General features: G+C 72.2%; 15 protein-coding genes. 3 read left to right on the top strand and 12 right to left on the bottom strand.

Going from position 1 to position 17,280, the window contains the following annotated elements; all coding sequences use genetic code 11:
- Window positions 1-378: 378 nt before the first annotated feature.
- From D6718_09000 to D6718_08980, 5 genes are all read right to left on the bottom strand, one after another.
- Window positions 379-2,052 (bottom strand): Zn-dependent hydrolase, encoded by a 1,674-nt coding sequence (locus D6718_09000; protein RMG44912.1) that lies wholly within the window; start codon window positions 2,050-2,052, stop codon window positions 379-381.
- A 197-nt stretch (window positions 2,053-2,249) separates the two neighbouring features.
- Window positions 2,250-3,380, bottom strand: coding sequence for a DUF2891 domain-containing protein (locus tag D6718_08995; GenBank protein RMG44911.1), 1,131 nt, complete (start codon window positions 3,378-3,380; stop codon window positions 2,250-2,252).
- A gap of 66 nt (window positions 3,381-3,446) precedes the next feature.
- Window positions 3,447-4,016, bottom strand: coding sequence for an elongation factor P (gene efp / locus D6718_08990; protein ID RMG44910.1), 570 nt, complete (start codon window positions 4,014-4,016; stop codon window positions 3,447-3,449).
- 65 nt (window positions 4,017-4,081) lie between these two features.
- Window positions 4,082-4,696 (bottom strand): superoxide dismutase, encoded by a 615-nt coding sequence (locus tag D6718_08985; protein RMG44909.1) that lies wholly within the window; start codon window positions 4,694-4,696, stop codon window positions 4,082-4,084.
- A 92-nt stretch (window positions 4,697-4,788) separates the two neighbouring features.
- Window positions 4,789-5,829: a low-specificity L-threonine aldolase gene (locus D6718_08980; protein RMG44908.1), complete on the bottom strand. Its 1,041-nt coding sequence runs from the start codon at window positions 5,827-5,829 to the stop codon at window positions 4,789-4,791.
- 665 nt (window positions 5,830-6,494) lie between these two features.
- Here D6718_08980 and D6718_08975 point away from each other — a divergent pair.
- Complete coding sequence (locus D6718_08975; GenBank protein RMG44907.1) at window positions 6,495-7,955, top strand: amino acid decarboxylase; 1,461 nt, start codon at window positions 6,495-6,497, stop codon at window positions 7,953-7,955.
- A 20-nt stretch (window positions 7,956-7,975) separates the two neighbouring features.
- Here D6718_08975 and D6718_08970 read toward each other — a convergent pair whose 3' ends face one another.
- The 5 genes from D6718_08970 to D6718_08950 are packed head-to-tail and all read right to left on the bottom strand — an operon-like array spanning window position 7,976 to window position 12,148.
- A complete protein-coding gene (locus D6718_08970) occupies window positions 7,976-8,584 on the bottom strand; it encodes a YceI family protein (protein RMG44906.1) in 609 nt (202 codons plus the stop codon).
- A 35-nt stretch (window positions 8,585-8,619) separates the two neighbouring features.
- Window positions 8,620-9,414, bottom strand: coding sequence for a 1-acyl-sn-glycerol-3-phosphate acyltransferase (locus tag D6718_08965; GenBank protein RMG44905.1), 795 nt, complete (start codon window positions 9,412-9,414; stop codon window positions 8,620-8,622).
- A gap of 25 nt (window positions 9,415-9,439) precedes the next feature.
- Window positions 9,440-10,525: an NAD(P)/FAD-dependent oxidoreductase gene (locus D6718_08960; protein ID RMG44904.1), complete on the bottom strand. Its 1,086-nt coding sequence runs from the start codon at window positions 10,523-10,525 to the stop codon at window positions 9,440-9,442.
- On the bottom strand, window positions 10,522-11,097 hold the full coding sequence (locus tag D6718_08955) for a hypothetical protein (GenBank protein RMG44903.1): 576 nt from the start codon (window positions 11,095-11,097) through the stop codon (window positions 10,522-10,524). Before D6718_08955 ends, D6718_08960 begins: the two co-directional genes overlap by 4 nt.
- 1 nt (window position 11,098) lies before the next feature.
- Window positions 11,099-12,148: a type III polyketide synthase gene (locus tag D6718_08950; GenBank protein ID RMG44902.1), complete on the bottom strand. Its 1,050-nt coding sequence runs from the start codon at window positions 12,146-12,148 to the stop codon at window positions 11,099-11,101.
- A gap of 221 nt (window positions 12,149-12,369) precedes the next feature.
- Here D6718_08950 and D6718_08945 point away from each other — a divergent pair, with 221 nt between their 5' ends.
- Window positions 12,370-14,403 (top strand): thioredoxin domain-containing protein, encoded by a 2,034-nt coding sequence (locus tag D6718_08945; GenBank protein ID RMG44914.1) that lies wholly within the window; start codon window positions 12,370-12,372, stop codon window positions 14,401-14,403.
- A 15-nt stretch (window positions 14,404-14,418) separates the two neighbouring features.
- On the opposite strand, the gene D6718_08940 is transcribed toward D6718_08945, so the two are convergent.
- Both D6718_08940 and D6718_08935 read right to left on the bottom strand, forming a co-directional pair.
- Entirely contained in the window at window positions 14,419-15,645 is a 1,227-nt protein-coding gene (locus tag D6718_08940) for an aminotransferase class V-fold PLP-dependent enzyme (protein RMG44901.1), read from the bottom strand.
- On the bottom strand, window positions 15,642-16,781 hold the full coding sequence (locus D6718_08935) for a cystathionine gamma-synthase (GenBank protein RMG44900.1): 1,140 nt from the start codon (window positions 16,779-16,781) through the stop codon (window positions 15,642-15,644). The genes D6718_08940 and D6718_08935 overlap by 4 nt, the downstream gene beginning before the upstream one ends.
- Between D6718_08935 and D6718_08930 the strand changes: the two genes are divergently transcribed.
- Window positions 16,759-17,280: hypothetical protein (locus D6718_08930; protein RMG44913.1), on the top strand; the 522-nt coding region annotated here is incomplete at its 3' end. The genes D6718_08935 and D6718_08930 overlap by 23 nt on opposite strands.

Here is a 17,280-nt window from a genome sequence, read left to right as displayed (position 1 = left end):
TTGTGGGTTGGGAGGTTCTGCCGAACCGGCCGCCGGAGGGATGAGCGCGCGGGAGCTACGGGTTCTCATGGGATCGGGCGCCGGCGCTCACCGTCGTCCGAGGACCTTCCAACCATCGGGAGGTGCCTCCTCGGAGGTGCGGAACTCCGTGCAACCCATCGAGCGCCACAGAGTTGCCGTCGCCGGCCGGTCGCCGAGCCGAGGATCCTGGACAAGCTCCTCGCTCTTCAGCCGGTCGATCGCCGGTTCGCACCATCGAGGGTGCGCCGAGCATTGGGGCGGCCGTTCGAGCCGGGGGCGAAGGGGTCGAGCGCGCGGGGCCGCGGGACCGTGCCGCCGGCCGCGCGGCGCGAAACCCCGAACACGGCCCCCCCGGACTCAAAGCCCGAGAACGTCCTCCCCCTGCTCGAAGACGATGTCGACCGGGATTCCGGCGGCCGCGAGCCGGTCGAGGTCGGCGCGAAGGTCCGGTCCGATCGTTTCGTAGCGGTCGGCGAACGCCTTCGCCGCGGCGAGGTCGCCGTCCCCCTGCAGCGTCAGGATCTTGGCCGACAGGGCATCGACGGCCTCGCGCATCTTGTCGAAGTCGACGCGGTAAGTCCCGGTCTCCGGGTCGCGCGCGAAGGCGCCCTTTTCCATGAAGAAGTTGAAGCGCAACAGGTTCGCGCGGCCGTGCGCGCTCGAGGCGCCGAAGCGGATGGAGCGGAAGATGCTCGCCATGAAGGTGACGAAGCTGTCCTCGAGCGGCGGCTCTTCGACCTCGCCCCAGTCGTGGAGCTGCATCAGCATGTACAGGCCGAGGACGTCGGCCTTGCCCTCCTCGAGGGCCGAGGCCTCTTCCTTCAGCGCCTCGCGCACGGTGCGCTTCCCGTCGATCGTGTGCTTGATGCCGAGTCCGTGCGCGACCTCGTGGAACATCGTGTTGGCGAAGAAGGCGTCGAAGCTGACGTGACCGCGCTGTTCGGGCGCGACCAGCTGCTCGGCGATCGGCACCAGGATGCGGTCGAACTTGGCGCGCATCGCGTTGCGCAGCTGCAAGCGGCGGGTACCCTTCTCGAGTTGAATCTCCTCGTCGTTCGGCAGGTTGATCGCGATCGTCTTCGAACCGGCGTTGCTGTGGCCGGCGTAGTAGATGACGTCGTAGGCGCCGAGGTCGGCGTCGGTCCCCGGTGTCTCGCTCTTGTAGGCGTCCGGAACGGGCAGGCTCCGCTGGAGCTTCGGCAGGAACTGCGCGTACCGCGCGAGCCGCTCGTTCCACGCCCGGTCGCGCAGCAGCACGTACGCCTCGTGCGCCGCTTTGTAGCCGAACAGCTCGTCCTCGTACGTCTCGATCGGGCCGATGACGATGTCGATCACGTTGTCGCGCATGTCGAGCCAGGCGACGTCGGAGTCGTGATAGTCGTCGCTTTCGAGCGCCGCCGCACGGGCCTCGAGGTAGCGCCGGAGCCCTTCGGCCTCGGCGAGCTTCGCCGCCTCGCGCAGCTTCGCCGCCGCCGCCGCGTGCTGGTCGTGGAACGCGACGTGGTACGGGACCGGCTGCAGGGAACCGTCCTCGGCGCGACCGACGAGCGTGTAGAGGCTCTTGAGCGCCGCCGCCGTCTTCTCGTCCGCCGCCGCGACGGCCTGCTCGAACTCCTCCCTCGTCATGTCGTCGGGGTAGAACCGCGCCCCCGGCGGCTTCGGGCCGATCCCCGGCAACATCGGCTCGTTGCCGTTCAACCGGTCCCAGGGACCGTAGTTGATCTCGACGCAGCGGCGCAGCTCGGGATCGTCGATCGAAGAGAGCAGCTCGTCGCGATCGCCGTAGGCCTCCTGCCAGAACACGTCGTCCATCTGCCGGGCGGCTTCGATCAGCAGCGGAATCATCCTCCGCTGGGCGTCCGAAAGCCCGGAGAGGTCGGCCGTCAGCCGCACCGTCGCGTACTTTCCGGCGCAGGGAGATCCCGGCGCACCCGACGTCCCGCCGGGCGACGTGGAGGAGGGACCTGAGCAGCCCGCGCCGGCGAGCGCGAGCAGTGTGACGAGAACCGGGACACCGATCCGTTCGAGCATCGCTCTCCTCCCGACCGCCGCGGCCGTGCGGCGGGCGCGTTAGGATACTCCGGCCGGCCCGCCCGCGCGCGGTGAGCCGGCCGGTGCGCGGCGGCCCGCATCGGCTCCGCCGGCCGGCGCACGCTCCCCGCCGCGGCGGGACTTCCGGGTGCCGCAAGCGCCGTCGCCGCGAACGGACCGCCCCGCTCGCGCCGCGGTCACGAGCCTCCGTTCGGCGCGTGCGAGCCGTCCCGTTCGGACGGCGGCAGGCCGCGGCGCGTGATCAGGTAGGTGGCGAAGCTGCCGAGCCAGTGGCCGCCTTCGTAGTGCTCACCGGTGACCGCCGCGAGGCCCGCTTTCGCGTGGCGCTCGGCGGCGGCGAGCACGGCGGTCCGCCGCGGGTCGCCCGCGGGAAGACCGGCGGCGATCCCCTCGAGCATCCAGGCGCGGGAGAGGTTGAGCCCGTCGAGGTGGGCGAGCTTCGGGTCGGCCGGATCGGTCACGCGCGCCGGCTCGAGCCACCCTCCGTTCCCGTCGAGCGGAATCCCGGGAAGGAAACCGCCGAGCCACGCCGCGAACGGGGCCGGCTCCAGGATCCGGCGCATCAAGTCCGCCTCCGCGAGGCACGGGGAGAGAAAGTCCTGGCCGGAGGGCTCGTAGGCGAGCGGGCAGTCGCGGTCGCCCAGATAGAAAACGCGGGCGCGATCCTCGACGAGCCGCTCGAGCCGGCGGTCGCCGGCCGCGCGCGCCCAGTCGAGGATCAGGCCGAAAGCGAACGCGGTCTGGGAGTGCTCGCCGGTGCGGATCGGATGCTCGAGCTTCGGCAGCCACTCCGCGATCCGTTGTGCGGCGAGCCGCTCGAGCGGAGCGAGAGCCGCGCTCCAGCGCCGGGCCTCGCCGTCGTCCCACTCCCGCAGCTCCGCCGCGAGCTGCAGGAGCCAGGCGAGCCCGTACGGGCGTTCGAAGGAGACGCGGGACCGCCGGCCGAGGTACTCGACCTCCCCGCGGACGTTCTCCGGCGTGAGGCTCCTCCCCAGCGCGGCGCGGGCCGGCGCGGCGAAGTCCGCCTCCGGGAACAGGCGCGCGAGACGCGCGAGCAGCCAGTGGCCGTGCACGGCGGAGTGCCAGTCGTAGCAGCCGTAGAAGGCGGGTGTCAGTTTCCGCGGCGGGGCGACGTCCCCGTCCCCCTCCAGCACGTGCGCGATCTTGTTCGGATACTCCCTGTGGACGCAGTCGAGGGCCAACCGGGCGAACCGCGCGGCGAGCGCCCGGTCCATCGCGAAAGAAGATCCGCCGATCATCGCCAGGGTCCCCCACACCGCGAGGAGCGCCGAAGATACCCGCCGCATCGTCCGTCCCTCGATCCCGGGGCCGCCGTCCGGCCGGCGGGAGGATCACCCGGCCGCTCGGGGGGATCAACCGGCCCGGCGGATGAAACGCCCTTCGTGGGGATCGACCTCGATCCGTTCGCCCTTCTCGACGAACAGCGGGACCTGGATCTCCGCCCCCCCGGCCACGACGGCCCGCTTCATCACCTTCCCGGCCGCCGTGTTGCCCCGGACGGCCGGCTCGGTCTCGATCACCTCCACCTCGAGGACCTTCGGCAGCTCCACCGCGGCGACCCGCCCTTCGAAGTGGACGGCCCGCACGCTCGTCCCGTCGACGAGCCAGGGGGCGATCTCCGCCAGCGACTCCCGCGGGAGAGAAAACTGCTCGAAGCTCTCTTCGTCCATGAAGTGAAGGTCGTCGCCGTCGGCGTACAGGAACTGCGCGGGTCTGAAGACCAGGTCCGGCGAGTCGACCGACTCCCCCGCCTTGAATGTCTTGTCGATGAGCTGGCCGGTGAGAAGGTGGCGGAGCTTCGTCCGGACGAGCGTCGCCGTGCCGCGGGCCGTGGGCGATTGAAGGCGGACGTCGACGATGGCGTACGGCTCGCCGTCCACCAGGATCCGCAGGTTCTTCTTGAAGTCGGAAGTGGTCGGCATGTCACCCCCGCCCCGGTGCGGCGCGCCGGCCGGGTCCCGGCCCGCGCGCCGCGTCCGACTCCCGGTCAGCGCATCGCTTCCTCGAAGCGGCGGTTGACCGCTTCCCAGTTCACCACGTTCCACCACGCCTCGAGATAGTCGGCGCGGCGGTTCTGGTACTTGAGGTAGTAGGCGTGTTCCCAGACGTCGTTGCCCATGATCGGGTAGTGCCCGTCGGTGAGCGGGCTGTCCTGGTTGGCCGTGCTGACGACCTCCAGGTCGCCGTTCTTCGTGCGGATCAACCAGACCCAGCCGCTTCCGAAGCGAGAGAGCCCGGCCTTGTTGAACTGCTCCTTGAACGCGCCGAAGCTGCCGAACCGCTTCCCGATCGCCTCGGCCACCGGGCCGGTCGGATCGCCTCCCGCGTTCGGGCCCATGATCGACCAGAAGATGGTGTGGTTGAAGTGTCCGCCGCCGTTGTTGCGCACGGCGGTGCGGATCGATTCAGGCAGCTCGTTCAGGTGCGCGATCAGCTCGTCGATCGGCTTCGACGCGAGGTCGGGGTGATCGGCGAGGATCTTGTTCGTGTTGTTGACGTACGCCGCGTGGTGCTTGTCGTGGTGGAGCGTCATGGTCTGCGTGTCGATGTACGGCTCCAGGGCATCGTACGCGTAGGGAAGGGGCGGGAGCTCGAAAGCCATCGTCTTACCTCCTGGTTTGGTTTTCCTGCGTTCGCCGACAGGAACGGCGCGCCGGCCTCGGCCGGGACCGTGCTCGGGAGTCTACACCAGCCTCATCCGCCGGGCAGGTCGTCGAGCGCCTCGCGGATCACCGCCAGGGCGCGATCGACGTCCGCAGCCGACACGCCCAGGTGGGTGACGAACCGGACACGGCGGGCTCCGAGGGCGTGGAACAGCACACCGCGCTCCGCACAACGCCGGGCCAGCTCCTCCGCCTCCCCGCCGATCACCTCCGCCATCACGATGTTGGTCTGCACGCGCTGGAGATCGATCGCCAGCCGCGGGTGGCCGGCGAGCGCCCGCGCCAGGCGGGCCGCGTTCCGGTGGTCTTCGGCGAGCCGGCCCACGTTGTGCTCCAGCGCGTGGAGTCCGGCGGCCGCGAGGATGCCGGCCTGTCGCATGCCGCCCCCGAGCATCTTCCTCAGCCGGAGCGCCCGGGCGCGGAAGGCCGCGTCCCCGCAGAGAACCGACCCCACCGGAGCGCCCAGCCCCTTGGACAGGGCGAAGGAGAGGGAATCCACGCAGGAGGCCCACCGCCGGATCGGGACCCCGGTGGCCACGGCCGCGTTGAACAGCCGAGCTCCGTCCATGTGGAGCGGCACGCCCGCGTCGCGGCAGACCCCGGCGATCCGCTCGAGTTCCTCCACGGGGATCACCGTCCCACCTGCCATGTTGTGCGTGTTCTCGACCCAGACCAGCGCGGTCCGCGGCGTGTGGAGGTCCCCGGGACGGAGAAGGTCGGCGATCCGGTCCGCGCCCGGCTGCGGGATCCCGGCGACGACCTGATACATCAGGCCGGCCACGGCGGCTCCCGACCCGCCCTCGAACAGCAGGCAGTGGCTTTCGTCCCCGGCGAGAACCGCCTCTCCCGGCCGGGCATGCACCATCTGCGCGATCAGGTTGGCCATCGAGCCGGAGGGAACGAAGAGCGCCGCCTCCTTGCCCGTGATCTCGCAGGCGCGCGCCTCGAGCGCGTTGACCGACGGATCCTCCCCGTAGACGTCGTCGCCCACCGGCGCCGCCGCCATCGCGGCGCGCATCGCCTCGTCCGGCTGGGTGACGGTGTCGGAGCGCAGATCGACCACTTCTTGCATGGCGCCAGTCTAGCAGGCTGCCGGATCGCCTGGCCGCGGTGATGGCCGCCTTCTCGCTCCGCCCGCGTGCGGCATGGGAAGGCGTGCGGGCCGAGTCCGCGCGGCCCCGACCGGAGTGCGCCGTCCCGTGCGCCATCGGTCCCACCGGGACATCGCCGCCGGACCGCGTTCCGGCCGTCGGCGTCACCGCCCCGCGGCCGGCGCGTGCCGGCGTCCCGAAGCCGATCCTCGGGCGCAGCCTTCCGCCCTGGTGCCGGCGCTCCCGGCGGTTTCTTGCCCCCGAGTGCACCCGCTTTCGAGCTTTCTCGGCCGTCGCCTCCCCCTGCGTGCTCTTTCGGAGGACACCGCGAGAAGGCGCCGTCCGCAGCGCATCTCGCGCGTACGACTTCGCGGCCGCCCTGCGGCATCTCCCCCGATCGCCCACTGCCCCCAGCGCGGCGCGATCGACGGCCGACGGAGGATCGATCCTCCGGCTCTCCGCGGCACGAACCCGACACGCCGCGGCGCTTCGAGCCGCACGGCCCGGTGCAGACTCCCGGCGACGGCGCTATCGTGGGCGATCGGCGCCATCTCACGGAAGTTCTGCCGGTGAGCGCTACACGATCACGGTCAGGCGATCGCCTTCCGGGCGCGGAAACGGGTTCGCGCTCGCGGCTGGAGGGACCATGGGCGAAGACGCTCGGCTCTTGCACCGGGCCCAGCTCGGCCTGGGCGACATGGACACCTCGGATCTCCGCGCGGCCGCGCACCGTGCGGCCGACCTGGTCGCCGATTACCTCCAGCGGGTCGAGACGTATCCGGTGCTACCGCCGATCCGGCCGGGCGCGATCGCGGCCAGGCTCCCTGCCGCGCCGCCGGCGGAACCGGAGCCACTCGGCCGGATCCTCGATGACTATCGCGAGCTGATCGAGCCGAACATCACCCACTGGCAGCACCCGGGCTTCCTCGCCTACTTCTCGTCGGTGGCCAGCGGCCCGGGAATCCTGGGCGAGATTCTCGCCGCGGGTCTGAACTCCAACGTCATGTTCTGGAGGAACGCGCCGGCGTCCACCGAGCTGGAGCAGACCGTGGTGGACTGGCTGCGGCAGATGCTGGGCCTTCCGGCCGGGTTCGACGGCATGCTGACCGACACCGCCTCCGTTTCGTCCCTTCTCTCCGTCGTCGCCGCCAGGCATGCCGAGTGCCCCGAGCTGCGGCGCCGGGGGCTGGCGGGAGGGCCCGGCCTCGTCCTCTACCGCTCGGAGGAAGCCCATTCCTCGATCGACAAGGCGGCCGTGGTCGCCGGGGTCGGGCTGGACAACGTGCGCCGCATTCCGGCGGACAGCGAGTACCGGATGCGGCCCGACGCGCTGGAGGAGGCGATCCGCGAGGACCTCGCCGCCGGCCGCCGGCCGTTCTGCGTGGTCGCCACGCTGGGCACGACCTCCTCGACGAGCATCGATCCGGCGTCCGCGATCGCCGACGTGTGCGCGCGGCACGGTCTTTGGCTGCATGTCGACGCGGCCTACGGGGGCGCGGCCGCGGTCGCCGAGGAGTTCCGCCCCCTCTTCTCCGGATGGGAGCGCGCGGACTCGATCGTCGTGAACCCGCACAAGTGGATGTTCACCCCCTTCGACGCCTCCCTGCTCCTGTTCCGGCGGCCGGAGGCGTTCCGGAGCGCCTTCTCGCTGGTGCCCGAGTATCTCCGCACCTCCGCCGGCGAAGAGGTCCGGAACTACCACGAGTACGGCGTGCAATTGGGCCGGCGGTTCCGCGCACTCAAGCTATGGTTCGTGATCCGCTACTTCGGCGCCTCGGGTATGGCGGCGAGGATCCGCGAGCATGTCCGCCTGGCGCGTCTGTTCGCCTCGTGGATCGACGGGGCGCCGGACTGGGAGCGTCTCGCTCCCGTCCCTCTCGCGACGGTCTGCTTCCGCCACCGCCCGCCCGGCCTCGACGCGGAGGCGCTCGACGCTCACAACGAGCGCCTGCTCGAGCGGGTCAACGAGACGGGCGGGGTTTTCCTTTCCCACACGCGGCTCGCGGGCCGCTTCACCATCCGCGTGAGCGTGGGCAACCCGCGGACCGAGCTGCGGCATCTCGAGCGCTGCTGGGAGCTGCTCCGCTCCGCCGCCCGGTCCGTCTGAGGAGCGACAGGGGCGCCGGCTCAGTCCTCCCCTGCCGGAACGGGTGACCGCGCGACCGGCCCCGCGGCGACGAGGTGAACCTTCACGTGGACCTTCTTCGCCACCCGGAGGAGGAGGAAGCTCGGATCTTCGAGCCCCCACGCCACGTAGGGAACGTCGAAGGACGCGTCGGCTTCGAGACGGCCGGGGGTCAGCAGGACCCGCAGCGGGATCTCGACGGCGTGCCGCAGGCCGTGGAGTTCGAGCAGAGCCGAGAGATCGGCCTCGAAGGGGCTTTCCCATCGGACCGGTCCCTCCAGCCGCCGCGGGAGCAGCCGGATGCGCGGAAAGCGCCGCGACTCGAGCACCCGCTCGTGCATCTTCCGGTCACGGCGGCGGTTCCCCGTCTCCGCGCTCGCCGCGTCCACGACGATCTCCCCGGCGAGTCTTCCGCTGTCGAGATCGGCTTCGACGCTCCCACCGGCGACGCGCATCGTTCCGCGGACCTTGTGCGCCGTGGCCTGCAGAACGAACTCGATTCGGCTGGCCTCCGGGTCGACCTCGAACCGCAGCGCCTCCCCCCCGGCCGGCCCCGGAACGTATCCGGCGAGGATCGACGCCGCCGCGACCGGGATCCATCGCCTTCCCATGCCGAGTCCCTTCGCGCACCGTGCCGGGCGCGCCGTCAACCCACGGCCCTCTCCGGAGCCCGGCGGGTCCAGGCCTTGCCGGAGAGTTCCGCGATCCTCTCCATGATGGCGGCATGCCACTCGAGCACGCGCCGCCTCGACGCGCGCTCGCCCCGGTCCGGAGGGGGCGGCTCCATGGGCGGGCCGAGCTGGACCGCCATGCGGGCGCCGTCCTCGATCGGCGACGCTGGATCCCGCCCCGGGAAACGGATTCCGGCCGGAACGACCGGAACGCCGGCCTCGATCGACAGGCGGGCGGCACCGGGTCGCCCGGGCAGGAGCCGCCGCGGGTCGCGGTTGATCCGGCCCTCGGGGAAGATGCCGACCGGTGCGCCGCCCGCCAGGAGGCGTGCAGCCCGCGAGTAGGCCGGCTCGGCGTCTGTGAGGAGCGGCTTGAAGACGTTGAGCCAGGCGGGCTTCGCCGGCTTGAGCGAAGCGCGGACGACCCGGGCCCTCCGGTAGATCCACCAGACACCGGGGACGAGCTGGTAGTTCCAGTCGGCGAGGAAGTGGATCAGCCGGCCGCCGCGGTGGAACATGAGCAGCGCCGGCACGGCCAGCACCTCGTACTTCTGATTGTGGTTGAGGACTAGCAAGAACGGATCGCACTCGGGGGCCACGTGTTCGAGCCCCTCGATGCGCTCCACGTGATCGCGCAGCAGCGCGAGAAGCCCCCTGAGCAGCAAGCGGTCGGGCAGGCTCAGGTGGGGTAGCGGCCGCCGCAGCACCTCCCGCAGGCCGAGCGGGCGCCGCCCGGCCCTCTCCGCCCGCCCGCACCGCTCCTCGCGCATCGCCCGCGACCTCCCGGAAGGCCTCTCACGATACCAGGAGGGCCGGAACCGGGCGCCCGCCCGCGGGCCGGCCGAGATGCCAGGCGAGCAGCCGCGCGAACAGACCGGGATGGCGATCGAGCAACCGCAGCGCCCGCCGCCGCAACGACGGGTGCCGGTGCAGCGCGACAAGCGCGGCGGCCGCGCGGGAGGGCCCGGCGAGCAGCCGGCGGCGGCGGCGAGCATAGCGGTGCGGCTCGCCCCGGCACAGCGCGCGCACCAACTCCCTCGCCTGCTCGAGCGCGAGACCGATTCCCTCGCCGGTGATCGGGTCGGTGTCGCCGGCGGCGTCGCCGACGAGCACGCAGCGCCCCCGGTGCGGCCGGAAGACGCGCACGCCGAACGGCCCCGCGCCCGCCCACCGATCCGCCGGCCTCGCCCCCTCGAGGCGGCGGGCCAGGCCGGGAAAGGCGGCGAGCCGGGGAGGACCGGCCCCGGCACCGGCGAGGATCGCGACGCCCACCAGCTCCTCCCCGACCGGAGTCACGTAGGCCTCCCCGGTGTCGGCCCAATGGACCTCCACCGAGTCCGTCCACGGTTCGCGAACGAAATGGCGGCGGACGCCGAATCGCCGGCCGCGGCGGTTGCAGCCGATGCCGGCCCAGCGGCGCACCCGGGAGTGGAGCCCGTCGGCGCCGACGACCCACGCGCCGCGGACGAGCTCGCCGGTGGCGGCGCGGACCCCGTCCTCTTCCAGACCGCGGGCGGCCACTCCCCAGCGGATCTCCGCCCCCGCCTCCCCCGCGCGGGCGGCGAGAGCAGCGTGCAGGACCGTCCGGCGGACGCCGCGCCCGCAGCGACCCGGGAAGGGGGCGAAGGTGGCGGTTCCGGCGCCGGCGTCGACGAAACGGATGCCGGCGAGCCGCCGGCCGGGCAGCGTGTCGGCCGGAACGCCGCAGCGAAGGAGCGCGGCCACCGCCCTCGGCAGGAGCCCCTCGCCGCACGGCTTGTCCACCGGGGGGCGGCGGCGTTCGAGAACGCACACCGTCATGCCGGCCGCCCTCGCCTCGATCGCGACCGCGAGGCCCGCGGGGCCGCCCCCGACGACGACGAGGTCGTAGCGGCGGCTCACCCTTTCCCCCCGCCCCGGGGAAGGAAGCGCCCCCGGGAGGAGAGCGCCCCGTAGCCGCCTGCCCGCGAGAGCGCCCGTTCCTCCACGCGGATGCGCACCGCGAGGAGAGCGGCGTTGAGCGCGGAGAAGACAGCGGCCGTCAGCCACGCCCCGTGGACCAGTGGCAGCGCCGCCACCTCGATCACGACGGCGAGGTAGTTCGGATGCCGCACGTAGCGGTAGGGCCCGCCCGTCACCGGTCGCGACCCGGGTAGCGTGATCACCCGGATCGTCCAGCGTTCCCCGAGCGTGCGCAGCGTCCAGACGCGGAGAGCGGCGGCGGCCGCCAGCGCGGCGAGGGCCGCCGCGGCGAGCGGCGCCACGAACGGGCGATCCAACAGCCAGACCTCCGCGGGGGCCGCGGCCAAGAGTCCGGCGTGCAGCGCCACCATCGCCGGGAGGTGGCCCCTGCCGCTCTCGACTCCGCCGCGCGCGAGGAGAGAACGCGCGTGGCGGCTCGAGAGGCGCAGCTCGCCGAGCCTGACGGCAGCCACGAGCGCGACCAGAGCCGTGTAGGCGACCCGCGAGTCCACGTCACCACTCCAGGAGGACGAGCTCCGAGCAGAAGCCGGGGCCCATGGCGAGGAGCATGGCGGGCGATCCCGGCGGCGGCGCGTTCTCCAGCGCCTCGGCCAGGACGAACAAGACCGACGCGGAAGAGAGATTGCCGAACTCGCGCAGGCTGCGCCGTGCGGGCTCCAGCGCCGCCGCCGGCAGCTCGAGAGCCTCGGCGATCGCCTCGATCACCTTCGGTCCGCCCGGATGGCAGATCCACCGGGAAATCTCCGCGCGGTCGAGGCCGTGTTCGGCCAGGAAGGCGTCCACGTCCCGGCGAAGGTGCCGGCGCACCATCTCCGGGACCTCCGGCGAGAGGACGACCCTGAAGCCGTCGCCGCCGATGTCCCACCCCATGACCCTCTCGGTGTCGGGGTAGAAGACGGAACGGGTGGCGACGACGCGCGGCCCGCGCGCCTCCAGCTCGGCGCCGGCGACGACGGCGGCCGCCGCCCCGTCACCGAACAGGCCGGAAGCGATGAGGTTCGCCACCGAGAGGTCGCGGCGCTGGAGGGTGAGCGAGCAGAGTTCCACCGAGAGCAGGAGTGCCGCTTCGTCCGGATAGGCCCTCACGTAATCGGCCGCCCGGGCGAGACCCGCGGCGCCGGCGACGCACCCGAGACCGAAGACGGGCACGCGCTTGAGGGAAGACGGCAGCCCGAGGGCGTTCATCACGCGTGCCTCGAGTGAGGGGGTGGCGATCCCGGTGACCGACACGCTGAAGAAAGCGCCCAGACGCTCCGGCGGCACCCCGCTTCGCTCCAGCGCCTCCCGGACCGCCCGGCTGCCGATCTCGGTCCCCACCCGAATCCAGGCGTCGTTCGCCTGCCGGAAGCTTCGGAGCCGCTCGTATTCCTCCAGGCGCAGGGCGAGGTGACGCGCACCGACGCTCACGCGTTCGTGCAGGCGCGACAGGCGCCGTTGGGCCGCACCGTCCCCTCGCCCCATGTGGCGCAGCAGGGCGCGGGTGAGGGTGCGCTGGTCGTAGCGGTTCGGCGGCAAAGCCGTGGCCACCGCGGCGATCCGCATCGTCGATCTCCCCGACGGAGAGTGCTTCGATCTCCTCCTCACCTTACCCCGAACCGGCGCCCGCGGGCCCTTGGCGGGCGCACCGGCCTTCCCCCGGCTATGATCGCTTCATGATCCCGCCCCGCCCCTGGATGCTCGTCTGTCCTCTCGCCCTCGCGGCTTGCGGCAACGGCGGATCGCCGGCCGCGCCCCCGGCCGAACGCCCGGCCGAGGAGGCCCGCATGCACGAGAACCGCAACCACCTCGCCTCCGAAAAGAGCCCCTACCTCCTCCAGCACAAGGACAACCCGGTGTGGTGGTGGGCCTGGGGCGACGAGCCGTTCGAGGTCGCGCGGAGGCGGGGCGTGCCGGTGTTCGTTTCGATCGGCTACTCGACCTGCCACTGGTGCCACGTGATGGAGCGCGACTCGTTCGAAGACGAGGAGGTCGCGCGCTATCTGAACGAGCACTTCGTGTCGATCAAGGTCGATCGCGAGGAGCGGCCCGACATCGACGCGATCTACATGGACGCGGTGCAGGCGATGAGCGGCCACGGCGGCTGGCCGATGACGGTCTTTCTGACACCGGACCGGCAGCCGTTCTTCGGCGGCACGTTCTTTCCGCGCGATCGCTTCCTTCACCTCCTCGAACGGATCACCGACCTCTGGACGAACCAGCGCGAGCAGGTGCTCGAGCAGGGGCGGATCCTGGCCGCGGCGCTCGCGCGCCACGCCGCCGCCGAGCGCGCCGGCGAGCTCGACGAGGGCCTGCTGCTGCGCTTCCTCGACTCCTGGCGGTCGAGCTTCGACCCGGTCTACGGCGGCCGCCGCGGGCGGCCGAAGTTTCCCCAGGCGGGAGATCTGCGGCTGCTGCTGCGGATCCACCGACGTTCGGGCGACGAGACGGCGCTGAAGATCGTCACCAAGACGCTCGACGCGATGGCGCGCGGGGGCATCTGCGACCAGCTCGGCGGCGGGTTTCACCGTTACAGCACCGACGAGCGCTGGATCGTCCCCCACTTCGAGAAGATGCTCTACGACCAGGCGGCGCTGTCCCGGCTCTACGTCGAGGCGTTCCAGGTGACGGGCGATCCCGAATTCGCCGCCGTCGCCCGCGAGATCGCCGATTACGTGCTGCGCGACATGACCCATCCGGACGGAGGCTTCTACTCCGCGGAGGACGCCGATTCGGAGGGGGAGGAAGGAAAGTTCTACGTCTGGACGCTGGAGGAGCTCCAGCGACTCCTGTCGGAGGACGAACTCGACGCCGTCCGGAGCGCCTACGGCGTGACGTCGCACGGCAACTTCGAGCGCGGAACGAACATCCTGGTGCTCCAGCCGGGCCACCACCGGACCGCGCGTCCGCCGGAGCTCGAGAGCGCTCGCCGCAAGCTGCTGGCGGCGCGTGCGAGGCGCGTCCGGCCGCAGCGGGACGACAAGATCCTCACCGATTGGAACGGGCTGATGATCGGCGCGCTGGCCGAGGTCGGGCGCGTGCTGGGCGAGCCGCGCTACGTCGAGGAAGCGCGGCGCGCGGCCCTCTTCGTGCTCGCGCGGCTCCGCACCCAGGACGGCCGGCTGCTGCACCGCTGGCGGGACGGAGAGGCGGCGGTCCGCGGCTTCCTCGAGGACTACGCCTACATGATCGACGCCCTGATCGAGCTCTACGAGAGCGACTTCGACGGGCGCTGGCTCGACGAAGCCCTGCGGCTGCAGGACCTGCAGGACCGGCTGTTCTTCGATTCGGAACGCGGGGACTACTTCGCCACCGACGGCTCGGATCCGACGGTGCTCGTCAGGCGCGTCGAGGCGTTCGACAACGTGCGCCCCGCCGGCCGCTCGGTCGCCGCGATGAATCTGCTGAGGCTGTCGGAGCTGCTGTTGCGCGAGGAGCTGGCGCGGCGCGCCGCGCAGGTGTTCGCGTCGACGCCGAAGACGATCCGGCGGGTGCCCGTCGCGTTCGCCGACCTGCTCGCGGCTCTCGACCATGCCTACGACCGGTCGAAGGAGGTCGCGATCGTGGGATCGCCCGCTGACACGCGCACGCAGGGGTTTCTCGAGGCGCTGCACGCGGCGTACCTGCCGAACGTGACGGTGGCGGCCGGCCCTCCAGACACGAAGGGGATCCCGCTCCTCGCCGGCAAGGAGATGATCGGCGGCGAGCCGACCGCCTACGTGTGCGAGCAGGGCGTCTGCAAGCTGCCGACGACCGATCCGCAGCGGGCGCTCGAGCTGGCGCGGACGTTCCGGAAGCTCGCGACCGCCGGAGCGCGCTGAGCCGCGCGCGAAGGCTCACCCGAGCCAGGCGGCGATCCGCTCGACGTCCTCCTCGTCGTGCCATCCGTGGAAGGCGATGCGGAGGTAGCCCTCGCGCAGCGTCGCGGCGACGCCGAGGCGACGCCCGCGTTCGAGCGTCTCTTCGAGGAACCGGGCACCCCGCCCCCGGTGATGCAGGGCGAGGATCGAGCCGAGGCGACCCTCGTCGAGCAGGGCGAGAAGCCGCTGCGCCTCGTCCCTCCACGCCGGCAGGTCCGCGAGAGCTCCGAGCAGGTGGCGCTGGAGCCGGCGCACGTGTCCCGCGATGCGCTCGGGACCGGCGTCGTTGACGAGCGCCAGCGAGGCGGCGAGCGCCGCGCACCCGACCAGGTTCGGCACCCCCTGCTCGAACCGGCGGCCGTCTTCGAGCCAGGCGCGCTCGGTGTCGGTCACCGGGCGCGCGAAGTCGCCCGCGTCCTCGACCGAGAGCCAGCTCCCCGTGGGGCGCAGGGATGCGCGGAACGACGGCTCGGTCCAGAGCAGCCCTAGCCCCTGGGGGGCGAGCAGCCCCTTGTGCCCCCCGCAGGCGGCGGCCGACGCCCCCCCGGGCCAGGGCAGCGTGCCCGCCCCCTGGATGGCGTCGGCGACGAGCGGGACGTTTCGCTCGGCGCACCCCCGGCCGAGGCGCGCGAGGTCGAGGACGAGGCCATCCTGGAACCGGACCCAGCTCGCCGATACGAGCCGCGTCGCGGGCGAGATGGCGTCGAGAAGCGCCTGCTCCGGATCGCACCCGGGGGGCGGCGGCTCGGTCGCCCAGGCTTCGCGGCCGGCGCGGTGTCCGGGCCACAGCGGAACCTCTCGAACCGACACTCCGGCCGGCGCCAGCGCCTTCCACGGCCAGACGTTGGCGGGGAATTCGCCGAGCGGCAGAAGGACCTCGTCCCCCGGGCGCCAGTCGATCCCGGCCGCGATCCGGGACAGGCCGGCCGACGTCGTCGGCACGAGCGCGATGTCCCCTGCGTCGCCGCCGAACAGACGGGCGCCCTCGTGCCGCACGCGCTGCGGCAACCCGACGAAGTGGTGCTCGCGCGAGATCTCCCACGGCCGCGCCTCGCGCTCGAGGTGCTCGCGGACCGCTCTCACCGCCGCGCGCGGTACCGGTCCGATCGCGCAGTGGGCGACCCACAGCGGCCCGTCCCCGAAGTCGAACAGGCTCTTCGGCAGCGGCGGAGCCCCGGCCATCCCTCGCCCCGCGGGGTTCACCCGGCGAGCCCCCGCTCGAGATCGGCGATCAGATCCTCCACATCCTCGATACCCACCGACAGGCGCACGAGACTCTCCGTGATGCCGATCTTGAGCTTCTCCTCCGGGGGAATCGCTCCGTGCGTCATCGTATAGGGATGGCAGCTCAGGGACTCCACCCCTCCGAGACTCTCCGCCAGCGTGAACAGCTCGACGCGCTCGAAAAAGCGATCGGCGGCCGGGCGCCCGCCCTTCAGGGTGAAGGAGACCATCCCCGACGGCCCTTTCATCTGGCGCCGCGCGATGTCGTGCCCGGGATGGTCCGGAAGGCCCGGGAAGTAGACGCGCTCCACCGCGGCGTGGCCGGCGAGGAACCGGGCCACCTCGGCGGCGTTCCGCTGGTGGCGCTCCATCCGCACCTCCAGCGTCTTGATCCCCCGCTGGACGAGGTAGCAGTCGAACGGGGATGGCACCGCCCCCACCGCGTTCTGGTAGAAGCGCAGCCTCTCCGCCACGTCGTCCCTGGAGGTGACGACGGCGCCGCCGACGACATCGCTGTGCCCGCCGAGGTACTTGGTCACCGAGTGGACGACGATGTCCGCGCCGAGAGACAGCGGCCGCTGGAGGCAGGGCGTGGCGAAGGTGTTGTCCACCACGAGGAGGACCTGCGGCGGCTTGCCGGAGGCGAGGCGGGCGATGTCGTGAATGTTCAGGAGGGGGTTCGTCGGCGTCTCGACCCAGATCATCCGGGTGTTTGGCGTCACCGCGGCGAGGATCTCGCCCGCGTCGGCGGTGTCGAGGAAGCGGAACCGGATCCCGTACTTCTCGAACACGTGGCGGCACATGCGGTAGGTGCCGCCGTACACGTCGATCGTCGAGATCATCTCGTCCCCGGGCGCGAGGAGGTCCAGCACGGCGGCCGACGCCGCCGACCCCGAAGCGTAGCACAGCGCGTGCTTCCCCTCCTCGAGCGCCGCCAGCGTGGCTTCGAGCGAGCGCCGCGACGGGTTGTCGGTCCTCGAGTACTCGTATCCGTCCCGGAAGCGTCCGATCCCGTCCTGCTTGAACGTCGTGCTCAGCCACACCGGCACGTTGACGGCGCCGGTGCGGGGATCCGGCTCCTGCCCCGCGTGAATCGCCTTCGTCGCGAATTTCATCTCGCTCGCCCTCCCGCATCGCCCGCGCCCGCGGCGGACGGCCGCCCATTCTGCCCCCCGCGGAAACGGCGGGCGAGCCCGGGCCCCTCCGGGGGTAAAGGCCGGCTCGGGCGGCGCCGAAGAGGTAGGCGCGGCGGCGGCGCCTAGGGGGGCGGGGCCCGCGACCGGACAGGAGCGATCCAGGGTGGCTGTCGGTGGCTCCAAGGCCGGGATCCGGCGCCTCGGGCGGAGCGCGACCCTGGCCGTGGCCCTGCTGGGCGCGGGCGCGCCGCCCGCGGCCGCCCAGTCCGGAGCGTTTCGCACCTACACGGTGCGCGACGGGCTGATCCAGTCGCAGATCCGGTGTGTGACCCAGGACCGGGAGGGATACCTCTGGATCGGCACGCAGTACGGACTGTCGCGATTCGACGGGAGGCGGTTCCGGAACTACACGCGGCACGACGGACTCGCTGTCAGCGAGGTCACCTCCTGCGCGGCCGCCGCCGACGGCCGCCTGGCG

It is taken from the genome of Acidobacteriota bacterium (assembly GCA_003696075.1).
Lineage (GTDB): Bacteria > Acidobacteriota > Polarisedimenticolia > J045 > J045 > J045.
This window is presented reverse-complemented; position numbering and strand designations above follow the sequence as displayed.